14 protein-coding genes are annotated in these 21,683 nt (G+C 65.8%); 11 read left to right on the top strand and 3 right to left on the bottom strand.

All coding sequences use genetic code 11. From position 1 onward, the window contains the following. Window positions 1–10: 10 nt before the first annotated feature. Both ACW14X_RS27965 and ACW14X_RS27960 read right to left on the bottom strand, forming a co-directional pair. Window positions 11–6,496, bottom strand: coding sequence for a DNRLRE domain-containing protein (locus ACW14X_RS27965; RefSeq protein WP_457164030.1), 6,486 nt, complete (start codon window positions 6,494–6,496; stop codon window positions 11–13). A gap of 596 nt (window positions 6,497–7,092) precedes the next feature. Beyond that, complete coding sequence (locus ACW14X_RS27960; RefSeq protein WP_457164029.1) at window positions 7,093–7,416, bottom strand: hypothetical protein; 324 nt, start codon at window positions 7,414–7,416, stop codon at window positions 7,093–7,095. A gap of 70 nt (window positions 7,417–7,486) precedes the next feature. Here ACW14X_RS27960 and ACW14X_RS27955 point away from each other — a divergent pair, with 70 nt between their 5' ends. The 11 genes from ACW14X_RS27955 (at window position 7,487) to ACW14X_RS27905 (ending at window position 20,290) form a co-directional block, all read left to right on the top strand. Further along, on the top strand, window positions 7,487–7,792 hold the full coding sequence (locus ACW14X_RS27955) for a DUF6112 family protein (protein ID WP_457164028.1): 306 nt from the start codon (window positions 7,487–7,489) through the stop codon (window positions 7,790–7,792). Between the two features lie 3 nt (window positions 7,793–7,795). Continuing rightward, window positions 7,796–9,115, top strand: a complete 1,320-nt coding sequence (locus ACW14X_RS27950; RefSeq protein WP_457164027.1) for a type IV secretion system protein — start codon at window positions 7,796–7,798, stop codon at window positions 9,113–9,115. Then, complete coding sequence (locus tag ACW14X_RS27945; protein ID WP_457164026.1) at window positions 9,112–10,569, top strand: SCO6880 family protein; 1,458 nt, start codon at window positions 9,112–9,114, stop codon at window positions 10,567–10,569. The genes ACW14X_RS27950 and ACW14X_RS27945 overlap by 4 nt, the downstream gene beginning before the upstream one ends. Window positions 10,570–11,595: 1,026 nt before the next feature. Beyond that, window positions 11,596–12,723 (top strand): ATP-binding protein, encoded by a 1,128-nt coding sequence (locus ACW14X_RS27940; RefSeq protein WP_457164025.1) that lies wholly within the window; start codon window positions 11,596–11,598, stop codon window positions 12,721–12,723. A 598-nt stretch (window positions 12,724–13,321) separates the two neighbouring features. Continuing rightward, window positions 13,322–14,428, top strand: coding sequence for an ArdC-like ssDNA-binding domain-containing protein (locus tag ACW14X_RS27935; RefSeq protein ID WP_457164024.1), 1,107 nt, complete (start codon window positions 13,322–13,324; stop codon window positions 14,426–14,428). Beyond that, entirely contained in the window at window positions 14,428–14,919 is a 492-nt protein-coding gene (locus ACW14X_RS27930; RefSeq protein ID WP_457164023.1) for a hypothetical protein, read from the top strand. Before ACW14X_RS27935 ends, ACW14X_RS27930 begins: the two co-directional genes overlap by 1 nt. Further along, window positions 14,916–16,697, top strand: a complete 1,782-nt coding sequence (locus tag ACW14X_RS27925) for a type IV secretory system conjugative DNA transfer family protein (protein WP_457164022.1) — start codon at window positions 14,916–14,918, stop codon at window positions 16,695–16,697. The genes ACW14X_RS27930 and ACW14X_RS27925 overlap by 4 nt, the downstream gene beginning before the upstream one ends. 797 nt (window positions 16,698–17,494) lie before the next feature. Continuing rightward, on the top strand, window positions 17,495–17,917 hold the full coding sequence (locus ACW14X_RS27920; RefSeq protein WP_457164021.1) for a single-stranded DNA-binding protein: 423 nt from the start codon (window positions 17,495–17,497) through the stop codon (window positions 17,915–17,917). A gap of 8 nt (window positions 17,918–17,925) precedes the next feature. Next, window positions 17,926–18,504, top strand: a complete 579-nt coding sequence (locus ACW14X_RS27915) for a hypothetical protein (protein WP_457164020.1) — start codon at window positions 17,926–17,928, stop codon at window positions 18,502–18,504. Window positions 18,505–18,578: 74 nt separating this feature from the next. Beyond that, complete coding sequence (locus tag ACW14X_RS27910) at window positions 18,579–18,932, top strand: hypothetical protein (RefSeq protein WP_457164019.1); 354 nt, start codon at window positions 18,579–18,581, stop codon at window positions 18,930–18,932. A 185-nt stretch (window positions 18,933–19,117) separates the two neighbouring features. Next, window positions 19,118–20,290, top strand: coding sequence for a hypothetical protein (locus tag ACW14X_RS27905; protein WP_457164018.1), 1,173 nt, complete (start codon window positions 19,118–19,120; stop codon window positions 20,288–20,290). A 164-nt stretch (window positions 20,291–20,454) separates the two neighbouring features. On the opposite strand, the gene ACW14X_RS27900 is transcribed toward ACW14X_RS27905, so the two are convergent. Next, complete coding sequence (locus ACW14X_RS27900; RefSeq protein ID WP_457164017.1) at window positions 20,455–21,462, bottom strand: DUF3644 domain-containing protein; 1,008 nt, start codon at window positions 21,460–21,462, stop codon at window positions 20,455–20,457. Window positions 21,463–21,683: the final 221 nt, after the last annotated feature.

Below are 21,683 nucleotides of genomic sequence, written 5' to 3'. Positions count from 1 at the left end.
GGTTTTTCCATCATGCACGCACCGGCTTGGACTTCCACGAATATGCGAAGGTCGTCATCTTAAAGAGATACACGATCGCGTACTTTCCGTAGCGCCAGCGGAGCCAACGCTTCACATAGTAGATCGTAAATGGCTGTGTTGTCAGGTAATACTTGTACTTGAGGCGGGTCGACCAAACACCGTTATGGTATCCGTACTGGCGGTACTTTTTATGCTTCCATCGGAACCGAAATCCTAGCTTGACGGCTTCACCCAACCAGGTTCCATAGGTGTTACCGAAGTACCACTGGAGGAAGAGCGCGCTGAAGTCGCTGAACCAATTGTCGTTCAAGGCTTCAGTCCACGTCCTATAGTACTGCCTCCACCAGGACGAGTAGCCCTTTCCTAGGTATACGGACTGGGCGGTGATGAACATTCCAGATGGGTCGGTCTTGTTGATCGGGTCAGAGGGGTAAGAGTATGAGTTTTCAGTCCCGTTCAGGACGCCGTCTGGTGAAAGGAACGACCCGGTGGCGGGGTTGTAGAGGCGCGCCCCCATGAGGACGATGCCGGCAAGGGTGTCCCCACCTGCGGAGCGTTGCTGGGATCCGAGGTAGCCGTAGCGATCCGTGTTGCCCCCTGTGAGAGCACGGCCGAACTCGTCGGTCTCCGAGTACTGCGTAATTCCTGCAGTTACCGGGTCGCTCACGGACGCCACGGTGTCGCCGTGAAGGTTGGTGATCTGCCAGGTCGTGTCGGTCCCGATGACCGAGGCGATCATGCCCAGCCCGGGGACGGCGACGTTCCGTTGCGATGTCCAGGTCTGGCCTCCGTTGCTCGTGGTCGAGATGTTCGAGGGGCTGTCGCTGTCACCTGGGTACTCGTACAGTGTCCTGCTGGTCAGGGTGCCGTTAGTAGTGGCCGTGATGCTCGTGATGCGTCCGGCGGGATCGAGGACGTAGGTGCGGCCGTCGGTGCGGGTTGTCGTGGTGCCGTCTGTGGCGGTGGTTTGGACCTGCTGGGTCATGGCCTTGACCATGTCGTTCGCGCGGTAGGAGATCTGGAGAGGGCCGGTTCCGGAGCTGTCGGCATCCACGGTGGGAACGCTGAGGACTCGGGCGAGGTTGTCGTAGGTGTAGCCAGAGTTGGTGACGCGGTTCGCGCTGTCGTAGCTGCGTGTCCTCGAGTAGTCGGGATTGTCCGTTTGGCATGCTCCAGCGGGGTTGCCGGTGGCTGGGTTGTAGGAGGCGCCGGAGATTCGTTCGGAAGCTGGCGAGAAACCGTAGGTACGGGTGGTGCAACCGTTCTCTCTTGTGTCTTCGGTCTTGGTGAGATGTCCGAAGCTGTCAAAGCTGAACTTCTGGGTCGACGCGGGTGACGCATAACCGATGACTTGGCCGTCGACGTCGGTTGTGGCGGCGAACGCGGCGAGGTCGATGGGGTCGCCGTTGCTGTCCGCGCCGGTGTAGTCAACGGCCACGGCCTTGCGGGTGCCGGGGTCATAGGTATAGGACGCTGCCATGCCGTTGGGATACCGGACTTGGCTGGTGGCTCCAGCGGCGTTGTACTTGAGCTCGAGAGTGTCACTGGCAGCGCTGGTAATGCCTAGGTCGATGGACGTTGGCAAGCCACGATGCTCCCCAGGAGTTCCGTTGTAGGTAGTGGCGTAGGTGCCGGTGCCGTCGTTAAAGGTGGCGACTTGTCCGGTGGCCGTGTACGTGGTCACTGACTGGTTGTCGCCGGCGTCGGTGTAGGTCCAGGGGCGACCCCAGGTGTCGTAGGTGGTGGCGATCTGGGACGAGTCGACGGGGTTAGTTTGAGTCGCGGGGAGCCCAGAGGCTGGGTCGTGACTGATGATGGCTTCGACGGTGTCTGCTTCGGCACCGCTGCCGACAACCTGGGTCTTGGTGCTGGTCGCCCGTCCGAGCTGGTCGTATGACGTTGTCGTTGTGCGGGTCACGTTGCCGGAGGTCTCGACGCTGCTCGTAGGCAAGAGGCTGGTGTTGTAGTCGCTGTTGTAGGTAGCTGGAATGGGTGTGCCGGCGGGCTGCGCAGCTGGCGCGGTCTTGCACGCCAGGCCGTCCCACTGCGCGCGTTCGGGATGACCGGTGATGTTGCAGTCGGGATCGCTGTTGCCGCGGGTGTAGTAGGAGAACACCGTCGAGTGGGCATCGGCACCTGAACCGTCGGCGTTGGCATTTCCCCCGGGCTGGCGGGTCTCGATTTGACGACCGCTGGCGTCGCGGCGGGAGATCTCGATGTCTTGCCAGTTGCCACTCGTGGTCTGTCTCTGGACGCGGGTGGCCGTGCCGGTTTCCCAACCGTTCTCGTCACCGTTGACCAGGGCCGCGTATTCGGTGCGGGTTACTTGCTCGTCGAAGGTTCCAGTGATGTCGGGCGTCGTGGCGTGATCGCGCGTCTCGACGACGAGATCGAAGCTGGTCTTGGTTTCGGTGTAGGTGGGCTTACCGCTGCCGCCGAGGTTGGGGGCTTCGTCGTCGTAGGTGTACGTGGTGGCCGAGCGGTAGGTGCCGGTCGTGCCGTCCTTGAGGGTGGCAATGTGGGCGGGGCCGTAGCTGGCCTCGACGCGCCGGCCGTCGCCGTCTGCAGCGTCGTCGTCACCGTCGTTGTTGTAGACCGTTAGTGACGCGGCATCACGGGCGGCCGTCTGTTGGTTCTCGAGGGTGGTTTCAGCGAGCGCCACGGCACGGCCAACGGCGTCAAGGGCTTGGACGACGTTGCCGTGGTCGTCGTACCAACGGCTATCGACCAGCCATTGGGAAGTGCCGTCGGCATTGCCGTGTACGGCGGTGTTGGTGACTGCACCGGTCTCGTCGGTCCACCACATTCTTGCCCAGTCCAGGTGGCTGGTGTCGCGCGCTGGTGCGTCTGGCCCGAAGACCGCGAACGCCTTGACCGGGAGGTGGTCTTGTCCCCACTTGGCGGCTTCGCTGGCGCTCAGGTTCGGGAGGCCGGTGGTGGTCGGGGCGAGGTCGTAGAGGACAGACCAGACTGCATCGCCGGTGGCGGTGTTGGTGTCTGCGTCATAGGCGCGCTTGACAGTGGTCAGACGGCCGGTGCTGTCATAGCTGTAACGCCAGGCCTTCTGTCCGGGTGGGGTGATCTTGGACAGCAGGACTCGGCCGGCCATGGTGGTGGTGTCGTACTCGTAGTCCGTGCACAGCGGGTTCTGCGAGCCGCTGCCATCGGGGTCGGGTCCACATGCACGGGTCAACAGGCTGATCGAGTCGATGGTCGCGTAGGTGTAGGTCCCCTGGGTTTGGGTGGCGGTAGTGCCATCGGGGTTGACGGTGAGACGGTCGATCTTCGTCACCCGCTTGTTGGCCCCGGTGCCGGTGTAGGAAAGCTTCAGGCCACGGCAACCAGCCTCTTGCGTAGTGGCGGTGCATGTGGTCGAGACGCCAGCCTCGGTCTGGGCGATCCAGGTTGGGTAGGCGCCGTCGGTGTCAAAGGCGACCTCAGTTCCACCACCAGATGAGCCGTCGGGATCAGTCTCTTTCAATGCCCAACCGGCGTCGTTGGGATCGGTCGTGTCCCAGCGCCAGGTGGTGATGGGCCCGTTCTCAGGTCGGGTCAAGGTGATCGTCGCGGGACTCACAGTTGGGTCGAGGACCAGTACCGACCCGTCGTCGAGGCCTGCGGGGATGAAGGTGACCTTGCTGGTGGGGCTGGTGACGTTGGTTCCGGGGGTCTTCGCGGTGAACATCTGTGAGGAGTTTCCAGCGCTGACCAGGACGAGGGTGCCGTCTTGGGTGCGATGGTCGACGATGTCTGCGCTGGTGTCGGCTTCAGACAACAGCTGGGTAGACCAGCCCGGCCCGAATGCGGCAGGTGACCCTTCTTTGAGGGAGGCACCATCGAGCGTGGAATATGTGCGGCCCACACCGGCGGCCTTGTCGACGGCGTCGGGCTCGGCGATCGCGGCCTCGCCGGTGAACAGAGCAAGGTTGGCGCCGCCGAGTTCGGTGGTGGGGAAGTTCCCACCGAATCCGGACGGGACGAGCTCGACGCTGCGTGGGCTCGTGCAGACCTGGGAGGGCGTGCCGGAGTAGGTGAAGCAGGTCCGCAGTTCGATCATCGCCGGGCCGGTGATGAGCTTGTTATCGGTGGCGTCGCCCGGGGTGGCGTCCTGGGCGGTTGCTTCCCAGGTCAGTGCCGGCGTGGTCGAGCCGCCGTTGGCCTGGGTCACCGATCCGTCCCAGGCCGAGCCGGAGGTCGTCGAGAGGTCGTCGCCATCGATGCTGGTCCACGCGTTGTTGTTGGTGGCGTTCGGGTATCGCCACGACACTTCCGCACCCGTCGCCGATGGCGGCCCCGAGGCCTTGAGGGGGAACACGCCCGTGGAACGGGCAAGGTTGGACGGAGAGCTGAAGCCTGCCGCTCCGACGCCGAAACTGAACTCGACTGTGCGACTGTTGCCGGCTGGGTCGCTGGCGGAGACTCTCAGCGTGTGGGGGCCGTCTGCCGGGTGCCACAAGAGGCTGGCGTCACCCGTGCTATTTGCGGGCACCCACGTTCGCCCAACGCCGTCCTCAAGGACACTGTAGGACCTGATCTCGTCCGGTCCCGTGAAGTGGAACGTAGTCGGCGTACCTGGGTTATCGGTACGCCATTGGCCGTCGGTGAACGCAGCAGAGGTGACTGCGAAGGTTGGGGCGGTGACGTCGACCTTGGCGGTCGTGTTGTCTGACCATGGGCCGTAGTCGGTGCCGTCGTAGGCGCGACCTCGGACGGTGTAGCTGTGCCCCTCTACAAGCTTCCCGCTGGGGACGACTGCGCTCACGGTGGAACCGGATGCTTTGGTGCTGGACGCGGTCCACGACCAGATCGACGTGCCTGTTCCTGGAGCGCCTTCCCAGACCTCGTAGTTGCCGCGGACCTGGCCCCCATCGGGGTCTGACAGCACGGTCGACAGAGTCGGCGTTAGGGATGAGGTCAGGCCAGTCCTCGACGGCGTCACGAACAGTGCCTCAGGCTTGTTCGGGAGGCGGTTGTAGGTTACCGACAGCGTGGGGTGCAACGAGGTGGTGGCGTAGTTGGCAGACCGGTATCGGCGCCAGCTGCTGTTGACGGTCTCATTTAGCGCCATCAATCGGAGGCCGTAGTTGGCCGTGCCGTCGGCCCAGGCTTGGACCATCGAGGTCAGATTCCAGGTCACATCGGCTGCGGGGCACGATGCGCTGAAGCCGCGTGCGGTGGAACTATCGGCATACGTGGTGGTGGCGCCGTTGGGCTGGTTGCCCCAGGTCAACCCGGACAGGTCCCAGTTCGAGGTGAGTCGCGAGACGCGGATGGCGGAGCCCGTGCAGGAGCCGGAGTAGAAGTTGCGCAGCCTCAGAGTGGCCGAGGTGATCTGCTTGCCGGCCCACTGGTTGTTCCCGCCGTCGAATTTCAGGTACGACCGTGCCTTGCGGCCGCCGCTGTCGTTGGTGCCGACTCGGAGCTCTTCTGAGGTCACCTGGGAGGTGGTGTAGTCCGGTGTCTGGATCCAGGTGTCCGCGTTCGGGTCGACCGTGAACGACGGGTCAACCGTCACTGGCCCGGCGCCAGCGGCGCTCTCGAGCACTTGGGCGGGGATACCCAGACCGATCACGGACACGCCCGTGGCCTTCCCGCCCTTGGTCACCGTGCGGGCGCTGGTCTTCGCCTTGTGCACGTGCCCTTCCTCGGCCGGCTCCCCTGCTTTGGTTCTCCGCTTCGGGGCCTTCTTGCCGTGTGCCTTCAACGCCTTTGCTGCTGGGTCGAACTCGTCGGGGCCTGCGGTGGTGGCATCCCAGTACAACGGGCCGGGCGCCTGCAGCAGCGACTTGCCCTTCGCGGTCAGGATCCGGATCCCGCCGCTGTCGGTGGTGGTGGCCTCGACTGGGTCGACCTTCGAGCTCTTCTGCGCGGTCACGTCGGTGACCGTCAGGCCGAGGTCGAGATCGGTGATACTTGTTGAGACCTTAACCGCCTGGTCCTCCGTCGACCGGGCTGAAGACGACGTCGACGAGGACGTGGCGGGGGGCTCAACGGGGTTCAGAACCCACCAGTGCTCGAACCCGATCCCCGAAGCCCGGACCACTAGGTCGACGCTCCACGACTCATCGGCGACGATGTCCTTGTAGACAGCGGTGTTCTCCGAGACCACCGGCGTCCCAAACTGGACGGGCTCTCCGTCCCCGGCGCCCGCCCCTGTGCCGCCCTCCGCGAGGTCGCCGTCCAGGCCGAAGCGGAGCTCGTGCCCGCCCTGTGTCATCGAGGCGAACCAGTCGGTTCCACCGGAGGTGAAGGTCTGCTTGGCCACTGCATGGTTAGTCCGCCATCCGCCACCTGCGGCGGCGGGGATCTCGACCAGGGTCGGATCGATCAGGTTCCACCCAGCCGTACCATCGGGCTGGGCAGCGCCATCTTGCACCTGTGTCGGCTCTGAGGTCGTCTCCGAGGTCCAGGTGCCGTCTGGGTTGGCGAACACACGCTCGGACTCACTGCGTTGGGATAGGTCCTCGACCGGCACATCGGCCGTGTGTGCCGTCGACTGTGCCGAGATCGCATCCGGTCGCCCCGGTCTCTCATCTAGGTCCCCCTTTGGCAGGCCCTGCGAGGCCGCCGGCGCCTTCACCGGCGTTGCTTCCGCGGGTTGAAGTGGACCCGTGAGACTGGCGGCGACGGCAACAGAGATGAGCCCCACCAACCCAGCGCGGGACCGTAGCCATGGAGACCGAACGACACTGGAGCGGGGCGAGGACATAGGTAACTCCGATACGAGGTAGGGCGCCAGCCCAGTTGAACCAAGGCGGCGGACACCACCCGTGTTCGCCGGTTGGCAAAGATAGGGATGCGGCACCCTCCCTCGTCGCCGAATCCTTCGATGCGCTTCCTCCGAATTAGGTATGCCCGGCCGCCGCGGCGCGCTCAGCGGCGGAAGTTCTCCTTCTCTATGCGGGGCTTCCGCTCACGTTGTGGGGCCCCACCTCTCTCCCTTTCCCCGAACTGCCCGGCCAGCCCGGTGACGGGGCGATGGGGGCTTGGTGATCGCCTGGCTTGCAGGTCATGCCTGCCAGGGAGAACTGCCAGAACAGCCTCGCTGGCCGAGTGTCTGGCCGTTGACGTCTACGGAAGAAGGTCCCTGACACGCCAGGCGAGCTTGGGTATCGCGTCACTTCTTCGCTTCCTTGCCGCTGCCAGGACCGTTCTTCTGGTCGGGCCGGGCGGCGGCGAGTTCCTCGCAGTGCTGCTTGGCCGCGGCGCCACCTCGGCGCGCTGCTCGGTGAGCCCGGTGCGTACGTCCTCGATGCGCTCGGTGGCGTGCTGGCGCTCGAGCTCGACGTCGGCCTTGGCGGCGTCGCGCTCGGGCCGGGCGGTGGCCTCGGCGCTACGCAGGTCGGCGATCTGGCTCTGCAGCTGGTCGACCTGGGCGCGGGTTGAGTCGGTCACGTAAGCCGGACCCTTCGGAAGGGCGAGGACACCTCTTGTTATGTCGGCACCACCTACAAGAGGACATCCAATGGCCCACCTGGACCCGTCTACCTCCACCACCAGCGGCGTCAACGTCACGCCCAACACCAACGGTCTTCCCGGCATCGCACAGCTCCGCGAGATCGTCGGCGCGATGATGACCGTTGCCCTGATCCTCTCGGTCCTGGCACTGCTCGTCGCCGCGATCGTCTGGGCCCTGGGTGCGAACTCGAGCAACCCACATCTCGCCGGCCGAGGAAAACTCGGCGTCCTGGTTGCGCTAGGGGCCGCGATCGTCACCGGCGCCAGCGTGACCCTGATCAACTTCTTCTGGAACGTCGGACAGTCGGTGTGAGCGATGAGTCTGTGCGACGTACCCGGCATCAGCGAGGTCTGCAACACCGCCGGCGAGCAAGCCGTCAACGTGGCGACCCTGCCCTTCCAATGGCTCGCCGATGCTCTGGCTGCCACCGCGAAGGCCCTGATCGAGACGACCTGGACGGTCATCGACGACACCACGATGGTCGATCTGACCACCGGCCATTTCACCAGGATCTACAACATCGTCTTCGGCATCGCGATCGTGGTGATGCTCGGCTTCTTCCTGCTCCAGATCATGACCGGACTGATCCGCCGCGAACCCGCAGCCTTCACCCGCGCGATCCTTGGCCTGGCCAAGTCGGTCATCGGCTCCTTCCTCGCCGTCGGCCTCCTCGCCACCGCCCTCGAGATCACCGACCAGCTCGCCCGCGGCATCGTGCAAGCAGCAGGCACCAACATGGACCAGATGGGCGAAGAGATGGCCGTCCTCGCGGCGTCGGTCGGCGCGATCAGCACGAAGAACCCCAGCGTCGGGATCATCCTCACCATCATCATGGCCGGCCTCTTCATCGGCGCCACGTTTCTGGTCTGGCTCAGTCTGCTGGCTCGCAAGGCAATGCTCCTGATCGCGGTCGTGCTCGCCCCGTTCGCTCTGGCTGGCGCTTCCTGGGATCACACCCGCACTTGGGTATCCCGCTGGGCATCGTTCGTAATCGCCCTGATCCTGTCCAAGCTCGTCGTCGTGGTGATCTTCCTGCTCGCCACCAGCCAGGTCTCCGCCCCAATCGACGCCGACCTGACCAGCCTCTCCGAGCCGCTTTCCGGCGTCGTACTTCTCCTCATCGCCGGCTTCGCGCCCTACCTGACCTACAAGGCCATCAACTTCATGGGCTTCGACATGTACCACGCCATGTCCGCCGAGCAGGAGACCAAGCACGCCCTCAACCGCCCCCTCCCACTCCCTGTGCGCCAACCCCTCATGCAACCGCAGAGAGTCCTCGCCGGCGGAAGCGGAACTGGAGGTACGCCGCATCCGTCCCCGACGCCATCCGCACCAGCTGGCGGGACGACGCCAGCGGCTAGTACGCAGGGCGGATCCGCTGCCGCGACCTCTGCGACCCCAGTGGCCGCCGGAGCTGCGGCTGGACTCCATGTCGCGAAGGAGGGTGCGACCGCCGGTCCGACGGCAGGAACGTACGTCGGGGCCGCTGCGCAGAGCCAGACGGACTCTGCCCAGGCCTCCGGAACAGATCAGGGTCGCCCCGCACCTGGGGCACCTGACGCGCCGCACCCGCTGAGACCGATTCCTCACGTCGTCGACCCGACGCCGCCTACGAGCCCTCGGGCGCAGCCGTGAGCGCCGACCCAGCGCCGTACGAGCTCGCGCCGGTCCAGTTCTCCCGCCTCGCCAAGCGCGGCATCATCCTCGGCCTCTCCCTGGGCCAGCTGGTCGTACTCGGCATCGGCGTCATCACCCTCGTCATTGCGCTCTACACCACCGGCGGCGCTGGCCTCCTGCTTGCAACACCGGTCGTCGCTACCTGTGCAGCCCTCGCCTGGGGAAGCATCGGCGGACGTCGGATCGTTGCCTGGCTCCCGATCGCCGCGATCTGGATCTGGCGCACCGCCACCGGCCAACTCACCTACAAACGCCGCATCGCGCACCCACGCCCCGCAGGCACCCTCGCGCTGCCCGGCGACGCCGCCTCGCTACGCCAGTGGCACGACGAAGAGACCGCCGCAGTCATGATCCATGACCCGCACGCGGCAACGCTGACGGCGATCATCGGTGTCACCCACCCGGCATTCACCCTCCTCGACCCAGCCGAACAAGCACGGCGCGTCACCGCTTGGGGCCGCGTCCTCGCTACGACCTGCCGCTCAGGCCGCATCGCCTCTCTCCAGGTCCTCGAACGCACCCTGCCCGACTCAGGCCGAGGCCTAGCCGATTGGTGGAACAGTCACGGCGCCCGCGATGACACCTGGGCCTCGAAGACCTACTCCGAACTGATCAGCCAAGCAGGCCCAGCCGGCGAACACCACGCCACCACCATCTCTGTCGCCCTCGATATCAAGGCCGCCAGCCGAGCCATCCGCGCAGCGGGCAACGGCATCCGAGGCGCGGCAGCCGTGCTCCGCCAGGAGATGACGACACTGACCGCGGCTTTGCGCGCCGCCGAGCTCAGTCCTGGAGACTGGCTCTCCCCCGGGGAGCTGGCGCTGATCCTCCGCGCTGCCTATGACCCCGGCATCTCCTCCGCGCTCGAACGCCAAGGAGCTCTCGGCCGCGACCTCGCCTCTGCCGGTCCGGTCGCTGTCAACGAGTCCTGGGGTTCGCTACGCTCCGACTCCGCCCACCACGTGGTCCTCTGGATTAGCGAGTGGCCCAGATCTCAGGTCTACCCCGGCTTCCTCGCACCGCTCGTGCACACCACCGGGGTTCGCCGCGCGATCTCGCTCCACTACAGCCCGATACGTACGGATCTCGCCGCCCGTGACCTACGGCGCAAGAAGACCGAGTACATCTCCGACGCCACCCAACGCCAACGCATCGGCCAGATCGAAGACGCTCAGCAATCCGCCGAGTACGCCGACGTCCTCCACCAAGAAGCCGACCTCACCGCAGGCCACGGCCTCCTTCGTCTCACCGGCCTCCTCACACTTTCGGCCGCCAATGCCGACGAACTCGAGCGTGTCGTTGCTGCCGTCGAGCAGGCAGCCGTACAGGCATCGCTAGAGACACGCCGACTCTGGGGACAGCAGGCCCAAGCTCTCGCCGCTGCAGCTCTTCCGCTGTGTAGACGGATCTGACCGACACCGGCATAGGGCGGTCGGGCGAACGTTGCGACCGGCGGGGGATCGGTCGCAGAGCTCGCCCGAGCCGACGACCTTCCTACCATGCGAAGACGGCTCGAGCACGTATCCCTCTCGTCACCTGAGCGATGGGCACTCGACTCACACCGCTGTGTGGACGGCGGCGCGCACCTTCATCATGTCCGCCCATCCTCAACGGAGAAGCACGATGCCGAACAGCGACTCAAGCACCCACGCAGCCCAAGCACGCGAAAGCCTGCACCGCCTCGCCCACAGCAGCCGAAGAATCGAAGACCCCGGCGAGCTCTACGACCTGCTTGGCGACATCTCGCTCGCACTCAACTCGATGGCGCAGTCCCTCCACCAGATTGCCCGAATCCACGACCACCTCGAGCCCGGCCGCGCCCGCGTCGCAGAAAGCGCTCGCAGCGGACGAGCAACCTCATACGCAGTCTCATGGGAAGTCCACCGATCCGCCGAGATACTGACCCAGGCAGCAAGCGGCATCGACAGGGCATGTCAGAACGAGGCCCGAATCGCGTACGCACCTCCGGATCCGACGCTCAACCAACCCGTCGGCGGTGCTCGCGCCATCGCAGGAACCGGCCTCCAACGATGACCGACCGCGTCCAGTCAGCCACGCTGGTCTCCCCCGAACAGGAGTCACGCCGCGATCGCAAGCGTCGCCGCAGCCTAGCCAAGCGCCTCATTTCTGAGGACCGGACCCAGATGCGCGCACGGAGGCACTCCGAGTCTGAAGCCCTCACAGCAGAGCGCCGCGCGACGCGACCCCTACCTCGGTCCGGCGAGCCGGGCCCGGCGGCCCTACGGACTCCGGGCAGGCTCCGACTCCCCCGCCATCAGGACACCTCTGCGACCCTCGCCGGGGCGTACCCCTTTCTCACCGAAGGTGGGCTCGGTGCCGATGGGGTCTTCGTCGGCACCGACCTCTACTCCGGCTCCTCGTTCGTCTATGACCCTTGGGTCCTCTACGCCCGCGGCCTGATCACCGCCCCCAACCTCGTGCTCGCCGGCATCGTCGGTTCCGGCAAGTCCGCCCTCGCCAAGAGCCTGTACGCCCGGTCGATCCCCTTCGGACGACGCGTGTACGTCCCGGGCGATCCCAAAGGAGAACACACCCCGGTCGCAAAGGCCGTCGGAGGCCAAGCAATCGCTCTCGGGCACGGCATGCCCAACAGACTTAACCCACTCGACGAGGGCCACCGGCCCGGCGGCATGGACGACAGCCAATGGGCCATCCAGGTCGCCGCTCGACGCCGCGACCTCGTCGGCGCACTGACTGAAACCATGCTCAACCGACCGCTGACGCCACTGGAACACACCGCGATCGACACCGCTCTCGCAGCAGTCGTCCGTTCCTACGAAGTCCCCGTCCTCCCCCTCGTGGTCGACAGGCTGCTCTCCCCCGACCGCGCCGACGACCGTGACGGCCGGCTAACCGAGGACGGCCGCCTGGCGGGCCACGGTCTGCGCCGGCTCGTGGCCGGTGACCTCGCCGGACTCTTCGACGGCCCCTCGACAGTACGGTTCGACCCGACCCTCCCGATGGTCTCCCTCGACCTCTCCCGGGTCACCGAGAACTCCACCCTGATCTCGGTTCTGATGACCTGCGCCTCAGCCTGGATGGAGTCCGCCCTCCTCGATCCGAACGGCGGGCAGCGATGGGTCGTGTACGACGAGGCATGGCGACTCATGCAACACCCCGCGCTCCTGCGACGCATGGACGCGCATTGGCGCCTCGCCCGTCACTACGGCATCGCCAATATGCTGATCTTCCATAAGCTCACCGACCTCGAGAACGTTGGCGACCAAGGCTCCGCCGCTCGCGGCCTTGCCTCTTCGTTGCTCGCCAACGCTGAGACCCGCGTCGTCTACCGTCAGGAGGCCGACCAACTCGGAGCGACTGCCGAATCATTGGGACTCACCGGCACGGAACGCTCCCTACTTCCAACCCTCGGCACCGGGCAAGGCCTGTGGCGGATCAAGGACCGCTCCTTCGCGGTACAACACCAGTTGCACCCCTCCGAACTCGCCATGTACGACACCTCAGCCCGCGCAAGCGCGCTCGACACGCCCCTCCGCGAGCACGCCGGATCGCGCCACTCACCTCATGGCCATGAGCCGGCATGACGAACCCAACCTCGTCCTCGCAGACACGATTCGCCGGGCCTGCTCTGTATTGGGACGCCCCCGTTGTCGAGGCGCTCGACAGGATCGAAACTCTGGCTGGCTTCTCACCGGGCCGCGTCGAATGGGACAACTATCGATTCTGGTCCCACGGAACGCACGACGATGAGCCGCGTGTTCATCTACGCCTATCCCATCGCTACACCGCTGCATGGCATTCGGTTCGGCGTGGACGACGACCGGTTCACAGGCTCGAAGTGCTCCGATGGCCAGGCGCGTGAGCTGACGGTTCGCGAGATCGCCCGACACCTGGACGTCCCCGTCGATAGCGCCAACCAGGCGAGCGCAGCACTTGGTACGGCGCTCGCGCAAGCACTAGCCAGGTACAACCACGCACACAGCGCAGAGCCCAAGGCACGCCGAGCGCGCTCCGCGCCACGGCCGACGGCCTCCTACCCGCCCTCCACCGACCGAGTTGATGCACGTCGGCCTGACGCGATGGGCTGGTAGAGGCCACCCTTCACCAGGACCCTGAGCGGCGCGTATCGGTACCTTGAGAAGTTGATCTCCGTGAGCGTCCGGCGGTGCGCACCTCACTCACATGGCATGGAACCAGGACGACGCACCGCCAACGAGGCATTCCGACCACAAGGCGCAGGCCCGGGCGAAACGTCAGGTACAGCTTGAGGTAATGCACGAGCGGTTGGTCGGCGAGGTCGAGCGGCTGGTCACCGGCGATGACTGGCGCCGAACGCTGGAGTTCGCGACCAGATTCAGAAGCAGGAGCTTCCACAACGTCCTCCTGATCCACAAGGCACACGAAGACAACTACGCACAAGGGTTGGTAGCGACGCCGGCACCGACCTACGTCGCCGGGTTCCGCCAATGGCAGAGCCTCGGGCGATCCGTGATGAAGGGACAGCCAGGCACTCAGATCATGGCGCCAGTCAAGGTCCGGGTCGCGTCGAAGACGCCCGAAGATCCCAGCACGTGGCGGCGGCTCGCAAGTGGCGAGCAGGCCAAGCCTGGAGAGTCGACGAGATACAAGATGGCCGGTCTACGGCCGGCGTACGTCTGGGACATCTCCCAGACCGAGGGAGACCCGATTCCAGAGCCGCCCAAGCCGAAGCTGCTCGAAGGTGCTGCCCCCGACGGATTGTGGGAGGCCCTGGCCGAGCACATCACCGAGCGCGGATTCGATCTACGGCTGGTGTCGAACGCGACCGCTATCGGCGGCACGAACGGGCTGACCGACTTCATGACTCGCTCGGTCTCGGTCCGTGTGGATATGGACGACGCCGCGATGGTCCGCACACTCGCACACGAGGCCGGCCACGTACTCCTGCACAGCCCTATCGACATGCAGCAAGACGCTGCGCGACACCGCGGCATCAAGGAGGTCGAGGCCGAAGGGGTGTCGATGATGGTCACCGGGGCGCATGGGATGGACAGCAGCCAGTACACCGTCCCGTACGTGTCGACCTGGGCCTCACAGGTCCCGGGCACCGATCCAGTGCAAGTCGTCCAGGACACCGCCGCCCGGGTGCGCGGCGCGGCGGTCAGCATCCTGAACAACCTCGACACCGAGAAGGTCCCTGACGGCACACCACCAGGGCTGGATCGCAACGATCCCGCTCGCTCGCCCACCATGGTCGACCAGAGTCACCCGGCGCGAGATGCCAGCTCGGTCGAGAGCCCGGGGCTGTGATGACCGGCCGCGCGGAGACCGGTATCCCGATCGTCCTGCCGACCGTCCGGATCCAGGTCAGTGCGGACGGAGGGCTCACTGTCACCATCGACAAAGAGCCGTACGACGTCCCACTCGGGTTCGCTCGCGACCAGGTACCAGGGCTGCTCCAAGACTTGGTCAGTGACCTCGGCCCGATCCGCGTCGAGATCACCGAGTCCAACGGCGAGAAGTACATCGACATCCAGACGCCCAACGATCACAACCCAGCACCTCTCAGGCCGTCTCCGACCCAGCCTTCGACGCCCGGGATCCGCGGCCAGTTCGATTCGGGCGAGCACGTCATGGTCGCGGTCGTGGTGGCACGGCGAACCGCAGAGTCCGACGGCACCGTGGCCGTAGGCCTGCCTCCCTCGCTCCTTCAGCGATACGGCGATGGTGTGCTCCTCATCGGGCAGACCGGGGACACGCCTGCCATCTTCGTGGATGACGGCCAAGGCGCCGGTTCATGAACCCCAGTCCGCGTCCGGTCGACGACGAGCTGGTCAATGTCGGTCTCGTCGTCGTACTCGGCGGTGCTGTCGTCCTCGGGTTGCTCCGGCTGGCCGGCTCGATCGCGGCACGGATCACTGGAACCGCCAGACCCCGACACGGACTCGACGGCGCCCTGGGTGTGATCGCCGATCCTCCCGATCCAGGTGCCGCGCTCGGCTCGCCAGGTCTCTCGCCTATCGCCTACTGGCTCGTCGTCGCGACCCTCTTCACCTTCGTTGCGGCCATCGGCTGGCCAACCTGGCAGGCGCTCGGCCACGTGCGGGAGACATCGAATCGAGACGTACGTCGCGTCGACGGCGTCGCGACTCGACGCGACGTCACGCGCGTCGCCTCAGAGAGGTCACTACTCAAGCGCGCTCACAACCTCCGCCCTAGCCTCAACAAACCAGTCGCAGCCGACGTCGGGTACCCCCTCGGCCACGCCCGCGGACGCAGCATCTGGAGCTCGGTCGAGGACTCCACGCTCGTGCTCGGTCCACCGCGCTCCGGCAAGGGCCTGCACCTGGTCGTCAACGCGATCCTCGACGCACCCGGGGCGGTCGTCACCACCGCCACCCGGCCCGACAACATCACCATCACGATCGAGGCCCGTCGAGAACGCGGACCGGTCGCCATCTTCGACCCGCAACACCTCGCCGAAGGACTCCCCAGCGGCCTGCGTTGGTCGCCCGTACGTGGCTGCGAAGACCCATTCACCGCGATGATCCGCGCCACCGGGCTCGCCTCAGGTACCGGACTCTCAGCCGGCGGCGTCGAGAGCGGCGGGTTCTGGGAAGGAAAGACCCGCACCGCCCTCCAAGCACTCCTCCACGCCGCGGCCCTCGACCGGCGTACGCCCGCCGAGCTACTCTCCTGGACCCTCTCCCCCTCCGCAGCCGCCGACGCGGTGGCCATCCTTGCCGGCCGACCAGACGCCGCAACCGGGTGGGCGGAGTCACTGGACTCGATGATCGAGTCCGACCCACGTACCCGCGACTCGATCTGGATGGGCGTCTCCCTCGCCCTGGCCGCACTCGCCGACCCACGCGTCCTCGATGCCGTCAGCCCCGCTGATGACGAAGCGTTCGACCCTACGAGGTTCCTCGAGGACAACGGCACGCTCTACCTGCTCGCCACCGGAGCCGGCGCCGGCGCATCCTGGCCACTCGTTGCCGCACTCATCGAGGACCTCGTCGAGACCGCAAGACACCTCGCCGCCCGCTCCCCCGGCGCCCGCCTCGACCCACCCCTGCTCCTCGCCCTCGACGAGATCGGCAACCTCGCCCCGCTCCCATCACTCCCCACCCTGATGGCCGAAGGCGGCGGCACCGGCATCACCACGATGCCCGTCCTCCAGTCCCTCTCCCAGGCCCGAGACAGGTGGGGCGACCACGCCGCCACCGCCATCTGGGACGCCGCCATCGTCAAGGTCATCCTCGGCGGCACCGCAGCCGCCCGCGACCTCCAAGACCTCTCCACCCTCATCGGCGAACGCGATGAACAGACCGACACCATCACCATCGGCGACCACGGCTCCCGCGGACTGCAACGCTCCACCCGCCGCGTACCCATCCTCCCGCCCGACACGATCCGCACCCTCCCCTTTGGCACCGGCCTCGTCCTGCTCCGATCCACCCCGCCAATAGTCACCGACCTGCGCCCCTGGACCCGCCGCCCAGACGGCCACATGCTCGCCCAACTCCGTGCGGCGACGGAGCAACAGCTGGGACATCGCCCGCTGCCACCAGGCGGTTAAGCCGCCCTCCAGCGGGGCTTCGACCGCCTCGCCGGCGGCTTCTCCGCATCGACGGGCCACACATGCTCCGGGTTCATCCAACGCTGATAGACCCACAAGTCCTGAGTGCTCGTAGGTGATGGCTCGCTCGCCGAAATCACCAAGCACTGCCAGTCCGACTCTCTCCGGGTGCCTGGCCCGGACTCAGACGTACGCCGCCACGCCAGCACAAGCCCTGGATCACTCCTGAGCCCAAACTGACCGGACGAATCCACCCAGGCGTGTATTGGCAGCAAGCGTCGGGACGACGCCTGATTCGTGTGGTGCTTCCGTTGCTGCATGGAAGGTTTCTCGGCCGCGATCGGCCGCACATGTGCTGGGTTCATCCAATGCTGATAGACCCACAGGCCCTCACGGTTGGCCGGTGTCGTCGTTCCCGCGGAGATGACCAGACACTGCCACTCGGACTCCTTCCGGATCTTCAGCCCGGACTCAGGCCTACGCCGCCACGCCAGCAGAAGCCCCGGACCGCTGTTGAGACCGAACTGACCGGACGAGTCCACCCAGGTGTGAAACGGCGGCGTACGCGGCAAGTCGTCCTCCATATCGTTGCGAGAATCGACCCTCGAGACTGATCGTATATCGAACATGTGAGCGATCCCGATCGAGGCCTGTTGCCACTGCGTCCTGTCGACGCGCCCAAGCGGGCCCGAAGGCAGGGGCAGCCGAGCACGGTTCTCTGGCATTCGGGTGGCCGTGTGCACCTGACTTCCGAGAGCGACACCGACAAGCGGTGTCGTGCGATCGGGAGGCAGGTCATGTCGATCCCCACCCACCTCAGCCTGCACGGCTACATCGCGACCGCCCCGGAACTGACGAAGACCCGCGACCGCAGTCCACGGTTCCATGCCCGTTTCGGGGTGGAGCAGTTCCGAAAGGAACCCGACGGCTCCTTCACCAAGCTCGACTCCGTCCATGGCGACCTCATCGCGTACGACACCGCGGCCAAGCGCGCCTTCGAGCAGTTCCGCGTCGGAGACTCGTTCGTCGCCGCCGGCTACGTCAACGAGTACGAAGTAGACCGCGACGGCGAGAAGGTCCCCCGCGAGGAGTTCGTAGCGCGGAGAATCGGCCACGACCTCACCCGCACGAGCTACGAGGTCCAGTGCCGCAACACCGCTGGCGCAGCGCCGGCGCCAGTCGCAACGACCGAGGCGATCGACCACGCGCTAGGCATCTGAGGGCAGCGATGGCCACGACGTACGAAGGCGGCGCCACCAGCGAGATCCTCCGGCCGATCAACTGGAACCTACTCACCGCCGAGGAAGCCGAGAGCGAATGGCTCGACCTGAACGCCTGGGTCGACTGGCTCCGATACGCCTACGGTCTCCAACCAGCCATAGTCCCTCCCTTCTGGCATCGGCACGACGAGCTCGTCTGGGAACTCTCCGCGCTGCACACCGCCTGGCTCAACGCCTACGACCCCGAAGCACCACCAGGGGCCCCGCTTGCCTGGCACCGCGAGTTCGCCGAAGCCCGACATCGACTACGCGACTGGGTGACCACCAACGGCACCAAGCTCGACCGCGACCGACCGACCCGGCAGGCGGCCTGGCCGGGCGAACCACCGGGGGCCGCACCTATCGAGCGGGCGATCGAGAACCGGGACGCCGATTTTCAGGAGTTCGTACGCGAAGACCTCACCACGCGCCGTCGCCTCGAGGACGAGGTTGCCCACGAGCGCACCCAGGACCTCATGGATCGTCTCGGCGGGGCCAGCGACCGCTCTCAGTGGCGCTTCGGTTCGCAGCTGTCCACAGACGTCTGATTCCGCAGCGCCAATCGCAGCGGGCGCTGGGAGCGTCACCAGGAAGGCATCGCTCATTCGAAGGAGTCCGAATCATGCTTCTCGCCCACGCCATCGTCATCGCTGAGGTGCGCTCCTACATCGCTGCACTCGCCGACACCGCGACCACCGTCCTCGGCTCAGTCGCCTACGACCGCGCACTGATCTACCTCGACTCCGTCCACGGAAACTCGGTTCCGGGGCTCACTGATGTCCCTGTCGGCGATCCCCCAACCCTCTATCGGTTGGCGCTGCAGGCGGTCACCGATCTCGGAACGTTCGGCCTCGACCCACTACACATCGAGCTCGCAAACGCCTACCTCGCTGACGCATGGGCCGTCGACCAGGGCGCCGGCGAACAGGGCGTACGCGTGTTGCCCGCCTGGATCGACCCGACGGAGCCGTCGTGACTTACGGGGAGAACGGCGGCGTCATCCGCGCCGGACTGACCACGCTGTTACGCCAGCATCGTGTCCAACAGCAGCTCAGGGACAACCGCGGACTGGACACGTCCCCCGCCAGCGAGCGGCGCGAGGAGTACGGCGCGCAGATTCGTCGCTACCGACAGGGCGTCCTGACCTGGTGCCGACAAGCTGTGATCGCGGCGGATCCGTACCTCGGCTCCAACGAGTTCTTCGATCACCACCACACCAAGCGTGCCGACGCACCGTACGATCTCCTGCGGGCCAGCCTCGAGCGAGCCATCGACGCCTCGACCGCACCGCTCCCACCGCTGGAGGAGCTGAGCAGGCCCCACGAGATCGAGCTTGTGGAGTCCTGGCGACAGATAGCCGCTGCAGCAGCCATAGGCGAGCACGACTTCCATGCCGGCGCCGGCCACGGCCTGCTCGACGCCGCCCAATGTCACACCGTACTCAAGGACGTCGCCGCGGTCGTCCAAGCGCTGGTCATCCTCGACCGCCGCTACACCCGCACTCCCGGTTGGGAGAAACTCCTCAACCGCGACCGGCTCGGCTGGAGCGCCCTGGCCACCGGTCTTGAAGCCAGCATCGGCCCACCCGACTACACCGTCGACCACCGCGGTTGGCGCCCACCGCTGAGATTCATCCGCGGCCCAGCCCGCCCCGGCATCCTCGGCGTCCTCCAAGCCGAGCAGAACCTCCTCGTACGCCTCCCCGCATCAGCCGCACCGATCAACCTCCGCCTTGCGGCGTCATCCCAGATGGCCGTATCGGCAGAACTCGCGGCTCGAACCACCAACGTCGACCTCCAGCGCCGTTGGCAGACCAGAGCGGAGACATACAGGCTGATCGGGCACGCACTCCGCGACGTCCATCCGGGTCCTGCCAGCCATGGCGCCGCAGCGGCCGAAGAGTCCAACAACCTCATTGCCCGAACCGTCACCCTGCCTGCCGACCTGACGCTCGACGACAAGATGCTCGCAGCCTTCGACAAACGATTCACCGCCGTCGACGCCCGCCTAGCCGACCTCATCGAGAACGGAGTCCGAAACAACGTCATCCTCAGACGAACGAGTCTCCCTCGCATCGACACCGACAGCCCCGCACTGGTCAAACCACCACGCGGGCGCTTTGCCCCCATCGAGAAAGTTGGCGACTCCGAGCTACTTGCGATCATCGGCACTCGTCTGAGGCACGACCCAGGTTCCATCGCACCACCGTCCAACGCCGCCCGTAGTCGCGCCGACCTCTACGCCGCAATCGTTACCGAGGTTCCCTCCGGGATCAGTACACGCACGCGGACGCCGTCCGCAGCGCGCACCGAAGGTCATCCACCTTCGCTCTGATGTCGTTCGGGCCAGGCCGCGTCAGTTCGCCCACTGTGACGTGACGATCGCCAGTATGCGTTCGCCGTCTGCCGACGCCGGGGTCGAACTCAACGTCTTGCCTGCCAACTCGGGATTGACCGCGCTGGTCGAGCGCCCAGGCTCGTGGCCCGTCAGGTACCTCTCTAGTGGCTCGCCTTGGCCCGACGCCGCTCGGCGCCGTACTCTGCTCGAACATCGTCGTAGCGCTGGTCTGAGAGCGACGCCAAGTAGGAAAGTGCGTCGCCCGACCAGACGTGCGTAGCGCCATTGCTGTGCTTCCAGGCGTACATTGAGTTCTCGCGCAGAGATTCCTTCCAGCAAATCGCCTGGATGTCGTAACTCGTTAGGTCCCGCCCGTTTCGCTTCGCATTCACCTTGTTTAGCAACTCCGTTGCGCTATACGGGTGGGTCTGATTCGGATCGGTCTTCCGGACGACCACTTGGCCATCGGCCGTCGGCGACACCGCCACCACGAGGTCCGCGCTCGACATCTTCTTCACGGACTGCATGTTGATGTCGTAGACTGTTGCGACTCGCGCCATATCACCGCCCGAGTTCTCCGCAGAATCCATCAATTCGCGCAATTCATTGATGAACTCTTCGACCTCGACGACCATTGTGGCGTTACGGTCGACTCTCATGAACTGCACGGCGTCAGAAGGCGCGGTTGCGCCAAGCGGCAGCAGTTGCCACGTCATGGAGTCGGCCAGGTCCTTCTTGAACTTGGCAAGCATGAAGTCCCGATAGTTCAGCACGTTTTGCTGCAGGAAGGGATAGATCACCGCGCCCAGACCCTGCGCGTTGTAGAGATGGATGGCGCGGTCGCGGTACTCCGTGAGTGCCTTGATGTTCGCAGTCACGGGGCCACCGTCCAGGCCGGCCGGCCATAGATTGTTTGCGCTGATTCTGCCGAGGGCGTCATCGATCCCGATCGACCGGTAACGTTCGCCACGCTGTTTGGGATAGAAGATCGAGCGGTTCTTCTGCCGGAGCGTCGCCTTCAGGGCCAGCTCCCAGGCATTCACGACGAGCATCACTGTCACCTCGTCGCGGTAGGTCATCTGTGGTTTGTTGTAGACCTCTACCGCCGAGAGCATTGCTGCAAGCGAGTTGTCGGCGAGCCGCTTTATCGAAACATATGGCGCGCCCACTGTGCTAATTCCCCTCGTCGATCGGTCCCGGCCACCACACTCTGCACCTAGCCACCGACATACGTCACGATCCCGCGCCGATCATACCGAAGTCGCCGTCATGCAGTCGGCACTCGCCGGGAACGAACCCAGGTAAGTGCCGAGCACGGCGTGATCGTCAACTAGGTCGGTGCTCGGCGCCGAGAGGTAGTCCTCTGGGGCCTTGGACTGCGGCGTGCTTG

It is taken from the genome of Nocardioides sp. YJ-D4 (assembly GCF_054031495.1).
Note: the sequence above shows the minus strand (reverse complement) of the source record. Positions and strands in the feature narration are given on the sequence as shown.